This window comes from uncultured Photobacterium sp., assembly GCF_947502415.1.
Taxonomy (GTDB): domain Bacteria; phylum Pseudomonadota; class Gammaproteobacteria; order Enterobacterales; family Vibrionaceae; genus Photobacterium.
In genome coordinates, this window is sequence record NZ_CANMZV010000002.1 from 141424 (window position 1) to 153104 (window position 11681).

Below are 11681 nucleotides of genomic sequence, written 5' to 3' on the forward strand. Positions count from 1 at the left end.
GGCGACTAAATTGTCATACTTTTTTATTTCAACATGGCAGTTATTTGCATTTTGCAAATCAATATGCGATTCATAATGGGAAAATATAAATGAATTTTCTCATAACAGTTTTTCTTTAGTTGATTACAATTAGTTAAGGGACATGGGCTTAGGAGGGGCAATGGAAAGCAAAGCAAACCAACCAAACCAACGAAAAGTACTCATGGTTGAAGATACCGCTTCAGTCGCGGCATTGTACAAATCTTACCTAAACCCTCTTGGATTATCAGTCAGTATTGTTGGTACGGGGACTGAAGCGCTTGAGTTTGTAAAAACAACGACACCTGATTTGATTTTGCTGGATCTCCGCCTGCCAGACATGATAGGGATGGAAGTCTTAGAGTCGGTTCGTCATGATCATGGCAATATTCCTGTTGTAATGATGACCGCCCATGGGTCAATTGATGTCGCCGTTGAGGCCATGCGTCAGGGAGCGCAGGATTTTCTAATCAAGCCTTGTGAGGCTGATCGCCTTCGCATCACTGTTAATAATGCCTTGAAACAGGAAGCGAAGACGGTTGAGGACGGTAATAAGTCTAGCCAAGCAGGGGCGCCACAGTATCAGGGCTTTATTGGTAATAGTTTACCGATGCAGGCTGTGTACCGGGTGATTGAGTCTGCGGCAGCCAGTAAGGCGACGGTATTTATCACTGGCGAAAGCGGGACCGGTAAAGAAGTATGTGCAGAAGCAATTCATGCTGCCAGCCCACGCAATGGTCAGCCTTTTGTTGCGCTCAATTGTGCTGCTATTCCGAAGGAGTTGATTGAGAGTGAACTGTTCGGGCATGTGAAAGGGGCGTTTACCGGAGCTTCAACTGAGCGGCAAGGGGCGGTTGAGCTTGCAAACAACGGTACCCTGTTCCTTGATGAACTGTGTGAAATGGATTTGGATCTGCAAAGTAAGTTACTTCGCTTTATTCAGACGGGGACTTACCAGAAGGTTGGTTCATCAAAAACCAATAAAGTTGATGTTCGCTTTGTCTGTGCAACGAACCGTAACCCATGGTTAGAAGTACAGGAAGGTCGTTTCCGGGAAGATTTGTATTACCGATTACATGTCATTCCCATTGCACTCCCCCCACTAAGGGATCGTGGTGAGGATGTTATTGAAATCGCGCATGCCTTGTTGGCGTTGATGTCGGTTGAGGAAGGAAAGAATTTTAGTCGCTTTTCACCCGAGGTGACAAATCTGTTCCAGCGGTACAATTGGCAAGGTAATGTTCGTGAGCTGCAGAATGTAATTCGTAATATTGTGGTCCTTAATTCAGGTGAAGAAGTAACCTTGCAAATGGTGCCGCCACCCATTAATGGAGTTGGCGTCGAAATTGCATCATCGGAGAGGTTAACTGTGGAACCGCAAAAAAGTCCGAGTGTTCAAGTCGGACTTTCTCAACATCAACCTATCGATAAATCGCAGATAGAACCACTTTGGATTGTAGAAAAGCGTGCAATCCAAGCGGCAATTGATGCGTGTGACGGTAACATTCCGCGTGCCGCGGGCTTATTGGAAGTCAGCCCATCGACCATATACAGAAAATTACAAGCCTGGCAGGAAGCGGCAGGTAGTGACAGGGAGATTGAATAAATGGTTATGAGTATTAACGCAGGAACCATTAAGCGCTTGGCTGAAGAAGTTGGTGAGGAAACTGTGACTTTGTTGCTAAATGTATTCAGCGATGAGCTGGAGCAGTACTTACGCCAATTATCTGATCAACCTTCAGTCAGTCAGGTTAGAGAAATCAGCCATGCTATCAAAAGCAGCGCGGCGAGCTTTGGGGCTGATGAATTGGCGGAAATGGCACAAGAGTGCGAATCTCGTATGAAGCAGGGACAAGATCAGTGGATGAATGACCACCTGCCTGAATTTAGGCAGATGGTGCATGGGATGGCTGTTGAATATAAGCAACTAGCAAGTAATGATGAGCTTATCAATCGCATGCTTTAACTTATCCCGGTCATGGCGCCATTCATGATTACTGGAAGCCAAATTTTCGATGATCTGTTGATATCGAACCGGTAAATCAGGGTGGTGTCGGTCAGTGAGGATGCCATCCAGGTGGCGTCCTTCCATAGCTCTTTCACACCAGTGCAGCATAGTTTCGAGTGACATCATTCCCGCCGGACCATTTTCAAAGTCCAGATTAGTCACAAAGATTACTTTGGCTTTGCTGTTTTTTAACGCCATTCCCATTTCTTTCAGCAACAGCGGCGGCATAACGCTGGTTAAAAAGCTTCCAGGCCCAAGCAGAATTAAATCAGCATCTTCAATTGCTGTAATTGCTTCTTTTGTCGCCGGTACTGCTGGTTCGACGTACAGGCGTTGAGGGATATCATTGAGCTCATCGACGCTGGTTTCACCACTGATTATATTGCCTTCGGCTGTCATGGCTGCCAGATCTGCAGGATGTTCAGACATCGGGACAATATGGGTGTTGACCTTGAGCATATCGCGGATCAGATTAATGGCATCCAATGGACGGATTGAGAGGTTATCTAGGGCTTTTAGCATTAAGTTGCCAAGGTTATGGCCACCTAGTTCGCCATTTCCACGGAAACGGTATTCAAAAATCATTGAACCGATGGACGGCTCAGTGATTAGCTGATTAATACAGTTTCGCGTGTCACCCCAGGCAATACCACCTTGGCATGCACGAATACGACCGGTGGAGCCGCCATTGTCAGTTGTAGTGACAATGCCAGTAACCTGTGAACCATACGCTGACAGTGCGGAGAGAATTCGGCCAAGGCCATGTCCACCGCCGATGGCGACGATGCTAGCATTACCGAGATGAGTTGTTGAAGTCATAACCGTTTAGAGGTGCTGGTGGGTTAATTTAAACCGTAAGTGTAACCAAATCTTTTTGACGATTACAAACTATTCCATAGCAAGAATTATTACTGGTCTGATTTTATATTGTTAATAAAATAAAAACACCTTCCAGAATAAAGCGGAAGGTGAAAACGACAGTGTGTATAAATACGATAAGCTGTTAATGAGGTTTTTGCATAATGCTCATTAAATAGTCGTAGGTATCCATGCAGTTAGGCGTATTAATTAGCGCTTGTTTTTCACATGCTGGTACCGGCAATATTTCTAACCAGCGCTGGCATAGCCAACTGAGGTTGTTGAACTGTTTATGTTGGTTTAGCTCATTGAGTTCTGGATGCTTGTGAAACATCTGCTTGAGCTTTTCAGCCAGAACCTGCTGATCGTTTTTGATTTCGACTTCGGGCCATACCGGAATGGATTCGTAGTCTGCGAACAGAAATCCTTCATCATTCTGTTCAAGTGTATGGATACGGAAATTTTCATGGCCATGAACAGTCACAATCAGTGAGCCATCCTGTGCTGAGGTATCAAAATCTTCAATAGTTACACGAGTACCAATGTGAAAGAAATGTTTATCTTGTTCAGCATCATCAAACATACAGACACCAAAACCTTCACTCGATGTCAGGGCATTTTTGAATACCTCCATTTGTTCGCCAGGGGCGACACGGATCGGCATTCTTCCACCAGGCAAAACGTGGCGATGTTGAAAAAGTAGCGGTATGGACTGTTTCATAATCGGCTCCAACTGTCGTTATTTGTGTCTGGTAAAATAGACACTGCAAATGTAATGCCGAAAATTCATACCGCGTGCTATCACTTAAAAGGAGTGGTGTTGACGTAAAAATGCAATGCAAGTTTTTGCATATTGCAAAGGTTAACTGCATTTTGCATTGGTAATTTGCAAATTATTTTTGGTTGGCGATGATTTTTAAGGCATTGTCGCTTGGTAGTAACTCAAGGTGGCTTTGTTCGTCAAAGTACCAACCTTTGATGAGACCTTTAGCCATCATGTCCTGGAATCCATTTATAACTCTCTTGGCCTCTTCGTGGGCATGTTTGGCGTCCAGCCCTTCCTCGCGCTGTAAATAGAGCGCAATATCATCAATTGTTGCTGATTCGATAATATTGGACATAATTACCTCACTATTTATAGGAATTTTTTGCAATATCCTCTCTAGTAGTATTGTCGTGAATTACTGTGAAAGGTAGAATGCGCAACGTTTTTTTTCAGAGAATTGTCAATAAGGCAATTTATCTGATACTTTATAACCAGTAAGCCGTTATGTATTCAGCCCCCATATCAGGTGCTGAGCATAGCTGCCATAACTCCGAGCTTTATCCACTAAGTTGCAGCCTGGGTGTTTGGGATGACAATAGGTGAATATAGCCAGTGACATGTTGTCACCAGGGTCGATAAAGAAATGCATCGGCCTCCCGTGTTTGGAAAGGTGTTCCGTGGCGAATCAATTCGAAGATAGTTTTCATCGCAAGTTTTATTACTTGCGACTTTCAGTTACTGATGTTTGTAACTTCAAATGTACATACTGCTTGCCAGATGGCTATAAGCCAGAAGAGAAGCAGAAGCCCTCTTTTTTGACTCTTGATGAAATCGAGAGGGTAACAGCAGCCTTTGCCGAATGTGGTACGTCGAAAGTGCGTATTACTGGGGGTGAGCCAAGTTTACGTCGTGATTTTACAGACATTATCCGTACCGTAGCTTCCCAGCCGGGAGTTAGTAAGGTTGCAACGACGACCAATGGTTATCGTATGGCTAAGCATGTCAAAGAATGGCGTGAGGCTGGCCTTACCAATATCAATGTCAGTGTTGATAGCCTGGATCCTAAGATGTTTCATCAGATCACCGGTGAGAACATGTTTCATCAGGTGATGTCTGGTATCGATGCGGCATTCGATGCCGGTTTCGAACAGGTGAAAATCAATACGGTCCTTCTTAAAGATCTTAATTCTCAAGAGCTGCCTAAGTTTCTTGACTGGATAAAGACGCGTCCGATTCAGCTACGCTTTATTGAATTGATGCAGACCGGAGAAATGGATGAGCTGTTTAACCGCCATCATGTTTCCGGTGTGAGCATCCGTAATTACCTGATTGCCAATGGTTGGGGGCTGAAAGTCAGAAGTGACAATGATGGCCCGGCCCAGGTTTTCTGCCACCCTGACTATAAGGGTGAAATTGGCTTGATCATGCCTTACGAAAAGAATTTCTGCCAAAGCTGTAATCGTCTGCGGATTTCGGCCAAGGGTAAACTGCACCTTTGCCTGTTTGGTGACCATGGTGTGGATCTGCGTGATCTGCTTGAGTCTGATGACCAACGTATGGCGCTAATAAAGCGTATCCAGGGCGGCTTGCAGGAAAAGGCTGTTAGTCATTTCCTTGATGCAGGCAACACGGGTATGACTCCTCATCTTGCTTCAATCGGCGGATAGAACATTCACCGCAAGGAGCAGTTGAAAGCTGCTCTTTGCGGTTACTCACATTCAAATTCAAGTTTTGGGAGTTGAGGAAGCAGGCCGGCGTTTGTTTAATTCCATGCCTCACCTCAGGAAATAATAAAATGAATCAATTCACACATATCAATGCTTCAGGTGAAGCAAACATGGTTGATGTTTCCGGTAAGTCGGAAACAGTTCGCGAAGCACGAGCGGAAGCGTTTGTTCATATGGCTCCTGAGACCTTGGCGCTAATCGTGTCGGGGCAGCATCACAAAGGTGATGTTTTCGCAACCGCGCGTATTGCCGGTATTCAGGCGGCGAAAAAAACGTGGGATTTGATCCCGCTGTGTCATCCGTTGCTGTTGTCTAAGGTTGAGGTTCAGCTGGAAGCGATTGAGGCCGAAAATAAGGTTCGTATTGAATCTTGTTGTAAGCTCGCGGGTAAAACTGGTGTTGAGATGGAAGCGCTGACTGCGGCGTCGGTTGCTGCTCTTACGATTTATGATATGTGTAAGGCCGTCCAGAAAGATATGGTAATCGATCAGGTTCGATTGCTTGAGAAAACGGGTGGTAAGTCAGGTCATTTTAAGGTTGAAGCATGATTAACGTACTTTTCTTTGCACAGGTTAAAGAGCTGGTTGGTGTCGATCAACTTGAAGTTAGCGCCGAGTTCGATACCGCTGAAGCTCTTCGCGCTCACTTGAGCGAGCGCGGTGATAAGTGGCAGTTGGCAATGGAGCCTGGTAAGTTGCTGGTGGCGATTAACCAGACAATCTGTTCGCTGGAGAGCAGTATAAAGGATGGCGATGAAATTGCTTTCTTCCCGCCAGTGACTGGGGGCTGATTTATGATTTCAGTACAGTTTGAAGATTTCTCTGTTGCTAATGAGTATGAAAAGCTTGCAGAAGGGACTGATGCCGGCGCAGTTGTCACTTTTGTCGGTAAGGTTCGCGATTTTAACCAGGGTGATGCAGTGACTGGTCTATCTCTGGAACACTACCCGGGAATGACAGAAAAATCATTGGCTGAGATTGTTGAGCAGGCTCGGGAACGGTGGCCATTGCTAAAAATGCGGGTCATTCACCGTGTTGGCGATTTGTCGCTGGGCGATCAGATTGTATTTGTTGGCGTTACCAGTGCACACCGTGGTGCTGCGTTCCAGGCATGTGAATTCATTATGGACTATTTGAAAACTCGCGCGCCGTTCTGGAAAAAGGAGCAAACGCCTGAGGAATCCCGTTGGGTTGATGCTCGCGAGACTGACACAAGCGCAGCCGACCGCTGGAAGCAAAACTAGGCATTCATACTTTTCTTTGTAGGCGGGGGTACGATTATCTCCGCCTGTTTCTATTTAGCCCTCCTCTTTTTTCATATCTCATTGTTTATACCAATCAGCATAAGTATTTGATCATTCTTGCTGGTTAAAATCATCTATTACGGCGTCAGAATTTTTTTATTTAGCACCACTAGTTACTGCAAATTCTTCCTTGTTCTAGGTGATTTTCCCTGTGCAATTATCTGAACACTTACTTATCCCGATTGGTATTAGTCTTTTAGCCTCGTAGTTTGATGTAAATGCATATCTCATCATTTCAGTCGATTTTGATGAAATGGATTTTTATTAACCACCTCCATCGTAGAAAAAAATTTAAACGCACTTATATCGCCTTTTTTCAGCTTAAATCTTTTCCAATAACAAGGTGTTTAGAAGCTGGCGAATAATCTTTCATGGTTATTCGGGTATTTTTTCATACGGTGCTGTGTTAGGTTTAAATTGTAAGCATAAATAGCCACTGTAAGTGAATGGTTATTGGTTTGGCGTTATTTGGATTAAAGGAGTGTCGTTATGATTCGGAGTGATCGGTTACTCTACGAAATTGCACCAGACGGCTTTGGTGGTAGGAATTGTGAGCCTTGGGAACAATGGCGTGAAAAGGCAGTAGAAATGTTGCCTCACTTTCCTGAGGAAGTTTTGGAACAATGGGTTTATCGTCATTGGAAAGGGGTGCTGTGTAACTGGGGATGGTTGGATTTTCAGGCTATGTCGTTTACTAAGCAACGCTGGAGTACTGAAGATATTATCAGCAAGATAAAAACCCCGCATGACGATGTAGTTACCAAGTTTGCTCAACGGATGAAGAATCCGATTTTCCAGCGCAGCTGGTTGGTGCAAAACATGCAGGAACATGGCTCTTGGCCGGTAGCCCCAATCGTATTGCATTGTGAACGGGATCTTTACGCAACAAACGGCCGGGTACTTCAGGCACCTTATAACTTGCTGGAAGGGCACCATCGTCTGGGTTATTTAAAGAATTTGGTTGAGCAAGATGCTTATGTAAAAGATGAGCATGAGATATGGTTAGTTAAGATAGCGCTTCACTAAAAGATCAGTCCTAATACAGCAGATAACCGGAGAGGCAGCCAACTTGGCTGCCTCTTTACTTTTAATGGCATATTAATCAGGCATAAGTTGTGTTGAGTTCTCTCATAATGGTTTGAATTCAAGCTCAAAAATAGCCCCTTAATCAGGGGCTATGAGGTGTACTTTAAGCTATGAATGCACTTTATTTAGTGTTGTTTTCATTGTCTTTGGCTTTGCGTGCTGGTGGCACATAGCCATGACGTACACGGGAGGAACTTGGATGAGGGAAATAACCTGCTGGTCTCATTTTCAACTCTCAAGATAGAACGGAACGGAATATTGAACGGGTAGCCTAAATTGTTGATGCGTTTTTCTTCAACTAGGCTCCATTCAACAGTGAAAATAGTAACGTTATTGGTTTGTTATAGGTACTTGAAAATGGGCTTAAAGAGTCCATGTGAAAAGTTAGTCTATCAGTGTTTTTTTTATTCGCTTTTGTTATTAAGTTGTGTGCAACAGGCGCACTTTTAGCTTTTGTGCCATATTTAAAATCTGACTTGAAAAGACTATTTGATTTTCCAAATCAGGATATTTATTCGATTAGGGTTGCTGTAATAAAATTTGTACAAATATGGGTGCAATAAGCTCTAATGAAATGAGTGTTACGACGGTTAACATCGGAGGGTTCCATGAAACACAAGCGTGTGTCGAATAAAAGAATTAAGCAGATGATGGGTGAAATCAATCACGACGGATTGTTTGATGAAGCTCTTAATACTGATGTAGAACAGCCATTAGTAGAGAAAAAACAACAAGATACAGGTGGGTCTTCTCCGGGTTTCAAACTTGATGACGAAAATAAGTAGTCGTCATAGTTGTTCATCTTTGTTTAAAGCGTCCTTGTAGGACGCTTTTTTTATGTCATCACACAGCGTTCAAATCCAAGGTTGCTGGTTCTTTGCTGTTTTGTTACCAAAGGTGGGTTGTTTGTGCTGGTAGAATGACTATTGTCACAATTTTTTGTTCAATAAATGAGAATTCTTGGCTTTTTTGGCGGAAATTACTTTGTGCTGTAGTTTTTATAACAGATTGAACTGCAACCAAATGCTCATCCAGTAATTTCTTTTGGCTTTATGGGTGATATTAAGCATATTATCACTTTTTGTAATCAGTTTGTGGTAAATTGCTTCAATGCCTGATAATGTTTTGACCAATTCTTCGGTTTGCTTTGTGTCGTTTAGGATAAATGATGCAAAAATTGCTGCCATTTTATGCGCCAGCTGAAGAACGTCATGGACGTATCGATAATGTATTGGAGTTAATGCATGCATAAGAACAAGATTACTCAGGCGCTTTTGCTTAGTGCGGGTATGGCCGTAGTGGCGACCTCATTCACTTCTCTTGCTGCAGATGTACCGGCTGGCGTAAAGCTGGCAGCGAAACAGGAAATGGTTCGTGGTAACGGTACAGAAGTAGAATCTTTGGATCCTCAGAAAGTTTCAGGTGTTCCTGAATCAAATGTTATTCGTGATCTGTTAGAAGGTCTTGTAAACCAAGACAGTAACGGCCAATTAGTCGGTGGTGTTGCTGAATCCTGGGAAACTAAAGACAACAAAACTTGGATCTTTCATCTAAGAAAAAATGCTAAGTGGTCTAATGGCGATCCTGTTGTCGCCAGTGACTTCGTTTATACCTGGCAACGCTTAGCTGATCCTAAAACGGGCTCTCCTTACGCTTCTTACCTTGAAATGACAACCATGCAGAATGCAGGTGACATCATCACAGGTAAGAAAAGCCCTGATACCTTAGGTGTTGAGGCGGTTGATAAGCACACTTTGAAAGTTACTCTTGAAAAACCGGTTCCATACTTTGTATCAATGACTGTGCACACTTCGCTGAAGCCGGTGAACAAAAATGTTATTCAAAAGTTAGGTGATAAGTGGACCAGCCCTAAAAATTATGTGGGCAACGGTGCTTTTAAACTGGACAAGTGGGTAGTTAACGAACGTATTGTCCTTACCCGCAGTGAAACCTACTGGGATAATGATAAAACTGTTTTAAATAAGGTGACTTATTTGCCAATCGAAAACCAAGTTGCGGAAATGAACCGTTTCTTGGCCGGTGAAGTTGATGTGACCTATGAAATGCCAAATGAGCACTTTAAGCGTTTGGTCAAAGAATATCCTGCAGACGTGAAAGTTACACCGTATTTATGCTCATATTACTATGAGTTTAATACTCAGAAGGCACCATTTGATAATGAAAAAGTACGTAAAGCGCTGTCTTTTGCCATTGACCGTGATGTAATTGCTAAATTTATTGTTGGTAAAGGTGAGACTCCTGCCTATAACTTCACGCCTTTAGCGACTAATGGTTTGGAAGTAGATATGCCGGGGTACGCTAAGCTTTCGCAGAAAGAACGTGTAGCCAAAGCTAAAGAATTGCTTGCTGAAGCTGGTTATGATTCAAGTAACCCTCTGAAGTTTGATTTGCTTTACAACACCAGTGAAAACCACAAGAAAATTGCTGTAGCTATTGCGTCTATGTGGAAAAAATCACTGGGAGTTACTGCGGTGCTTGAGAACCAAGAGTGGAAGAGCTACCTAGATAGCAAGCGTCAGGGTAACTTTGACGTTTCGCGTGCGGGTTGGTGTGGAGACTATAATGAGGCGTCTACATTCCTGGCTATAATGCGTTCCGGCCACTCTCAGAACTATCCTAAGTATGACAGCAAGTCATATGATGGCCTGTTAGATAAAGCTTTAGCTGCAACTGCTGACAGCGATCGCTCTACGGCATATAAAGGTGCTGAAGCGCAATTGTCGAAAGATATGCCAATCATGCCTATTTACCACTATGTTAATGCACGTCTTGTAAATCCAAAACTTGGTGGTTATCCAGAGAAAAATCCTGAAGATAATATCTTCAGTAAAGACCTATACATCATAGCTGACTAAGAAGCAGCAAGAAAAAATCAAGCGCTGCTCCTTGGAAGGGGCAGTGCTGGTTGTTTGTATCTTTTGATACTGCAATTTCCCTAACTGTCACAGACTGAAATAAACGGTGTAGTTTATGATTAAATTCATCGCAAAACGGATTTTTGAAGCAATACCGACTTTGTTGGTATTAATCACAATTTCCTTTTTCCTGATGCGTTTCGCTCCAGGTAATCCATTTTCTAGCGAACGTCCGCTACCGCCAGAAGTAATGGCAAATATCGAAGCCAAATATGGGTTGGATAAGCCGGTTTTCGATCAATACACAACCTACCTGGGTAACATTCTTCAGGGGGATTTTGGCCCGTCATTCAAATACAAAGATTTCACGGTAAACGAACTGGTATCTAAAGCATTACCGGTTTCGGCTAAGATTGGTTTCTTTGCCTTCATATTTGCTCTGGTTATGGGGGTGACGGTCGGAACCATTGCTGCCTTGAAGCAAAATAGCTGGATAGACTATACGATAATGTCCACGGCCATGGCGGGGGTGGTGATGCCCTCTTTTGTCCTGGCGCCGGTACTGATTTATATTTTCTCGATCAACCTTGGCTGGTTGCCAGCAGGCGGCTGGAATGATGGTTCAATGAAGTACATGCTATTGCCTATGTGTGGCATGTCACTGCTGTATGTAGCGACCTTTGCCCGTATTACCCGTGGCAGCATGATTGAAACCCTTAATAGTAACTTTATCCGAACCGCGCGAGCGAAAGGGTTAAGCTATTCCTACATTATCATCAAGCATGCGCTAAAGCCGGCGTTGCTTCCTGTTGTATCTTATATGGGGCCGGCATTCGTCGGTATTATTACCGGTTCGGTAGTTATCGAAACGATTTTTGGTCTGCCAGGGATCGGTAAGCTGTTTGTAAATGCAGCTTTTAACCGTGATTACTCGTTGGTTCTTGGTATCACAATTCTTATCGGTACGTTGACGATTATGTTTAATGCGGTTGTGGATATCGTATTGGCATACATTGATCCGAAAATTCGCTACTAGGGG

Annotated in this window: 14 protein-coding genes and 1 riboswitch; of the genes, 10 read left to right on the plus strand and 4 right to left on the minus strand. The window is 43.6% G+C overall.

The features are described from left to right. Positions 1 to 160 precede the first annotated feature (160 nt). Both luxO and Q0852_RS03090 read left to right on the plus strand, forming a co-directional pair. Positions 161 to 1624: a quorum-sensing sigma-54 dependent transcriptional regulator LuxO gene (gene luxO / locus Q0852_RS03085; RefSeq protein ID WP_299013642.1), complete on the plus strand. Its 1464-nt coding sequence runs from the start codon at positions 161 to 163 to the stop codon at positions 1622 to 1624. Continuing rightward, the gene (locus tag Q0852_RS03090) at positions 1625 to 1984 is read left to right on the plus strand and encodes an Hpt domain-containing protein (protein WP_299013644.1); all 360 of its coding nucleotides are present in this window, start codon (positions 1625 to 1627) and stop codon (positions 1982 to 1984) included. On the opposite strand, the gene yvcK is transcribed toward Q0852_RS03090, so the two are convergent. From yvcK to Q0852_RS03105, 3 genes are all read right to left on the minus strand, one after another. Beyond that, complete coding sequence (yvcK, locus tag Q0852_RS03095; RefSeq protein ID WP_299013646.1) at positions 1946 to 2845, minus strand: uridine diphosphate-N-acetylglucosamine-binding protein YvcK; 900 nt, start codon at positions 2843 to 2845, stop codon at positions 1946 to 1948. The two genes, Q0852_RS03090 and yvcK, sit on opposite strands and share 39 nt — an antisense overlap. Positions 2846 to 3029: 184 nt before the next feature. Next, positions 3030 to 3605: an LON peptidase substrate-binding domain-containing protein gene (locus Q0852_RS03100; RefSeq protein ID WP_299013648.1), complete on the minus strand. Its 576-nt coding sequence runs from the start codon at positions 3603 to 3605 to the stop codon at positions 3030 to 3032. A gap of 172 nt (positions 3606 to 3777) precedes the next feature. Next, on the minus strand, positions 3778 to 4005 hold the full coding sequence (locus Q0852_RS03105; protein WP_299013650.1) for a hypothetical protein: 228 nt from the start codon (positions 4003 to 4005) through the stop codon (positions 3778 to 3780). 181 nt (positions 4006 to 4186) lie between these two features. Continuing rightward, positions 4187 to 4339, plus strand: a riboswitch (molybdenum cofactor riboswitch). Here Q0852_RS03105 and moaA point away from each other — a divergent pair. The 6 genes from moaA to Q0852_RS03135 all read left to right on the plus strand — a co-directional run bounded on the left by moaA (position 4328) and on the right by Q0852_RS03135 (position 8551). Continuing rightward, positions 4328 to 5317, plus strand: coding sequence for a GTP 3',8-cyclase MoaA (gene moaA, locus Q0852_RS03110; RefSeq protein ID WP_299013652.1), 990 nt, complete (start codon positions 4328 to 4330; stop codon positions 5315 to 5317). Its footprint overlaps the riboswitch before it by 12 nt. A gap of 128 nt (positions 5318 to 5445) precedes the next feature. Further along, positions 5446 to 5925 (plus strand): cyclic pyranopterin monophosphate synthase MoaC, encoded by a 480-nt coding sequence (gene moaC, locus Q0852_RS03115; protein ID WP_299013654.1) that lies wholly within the window; start codon positions 5446 to 5448, stop codon positions 5923 to 5925. Then, the gene (moaD, locus tag Q0852_RS03120) at positions 5922 to 6167 is read left to right on the plus strand and encodes a molybdopterin synthase sulfur carrier subunit (RefSeq protein ID WP_299013655.1); all 246 of its coding nucleotides are present in this window, start codon (positions 5922 to 5924) and stop codon (positions 6165 to 6167) included. The genes moaC and moaD overlap by 4 nt, the downstream gene beginning before the upstream one ends. 3 nt (positions 6168 to 6170) lie before the next feature. Then, positions 6171 to 6620: a molybdopterin synthase catalytic subunit MoaE gene (gene moaE, locus Q0852_RS03125; RefSeq protein ID WP_299013657.1), complete on the plus strand. Its 450-nt coding sequence runs from the start codon at positions 6171 to 6173 to the stop codon at positions 6618 to 6620. Positions 6621 to 7169: 549 nt separating this feature from the next. Further along, on the plus strand, positions 7170 to 7706 hold the full coding sequence (locus Q0852_RS03130; protein ID WP_299013659.1) for a hypothetical protein: 537 nt from the start codon (positions 7170 to 7172) through the stop codon (positions 7704 to 7706). Positions 7707 to 8374: 668 nt separating this feature from the next. Next, a complete protein-coding gene (locus tag Q0852_RS03135; protein ID WP_299013661.1) occupies positions 8375 to 8551 on the plus strand; it encodes a hypothetical protein in 177 nt (58 codons plus the stop codon). A gap of 213 nt (positions 8552 to 8764) precedes the next feature. On the opposite strand, the gene Q0852_RS03140 is transcribed toward Q0852_RS03135, so the two are convergent. After that, positions 8765 to 8953, minus strand: coding sequence for a hypothetical protein (locus tag Q0852_RS03140; protein WP_299013663.1), 189 nt, complete (start codon positions 8951 to 8953; stop codon positions 8765 to 8767). 57 nt (positions 8954 to 9010) lie between these two features. Here Q0852_RS03140 and Q0852_RS03145 point away from each other — a divergent pair, with 57 nt between their 5' ends. Further along, on the plus strand, positions 9011 to 10642 hold the full coding sequence (locus tag Q0852_RS03145) for an ABC transporter substrate-binding protein (protein ID WP_299013665.1): 1632 nt from the start codon (positions 9011 to 9013) through the stop codon (positions 10640 to 10642). Positions 10643 to 10757: 115 nt separating this feature from the next. Beyond that, positions 10758 to 11678 (plus strand): oligopeptide ABC transporter permease OppB, encoded by a 921-nt coding sequence (gene oppB, locus Q0852_RS03150; protein ID WP_299013667.1) that lies wholly within the window; start codon positions 10758 to 10760, stop codon positions 11676 to 11678. Positions 11679 to 11681 lie beyond the last annotated feature (3 nt).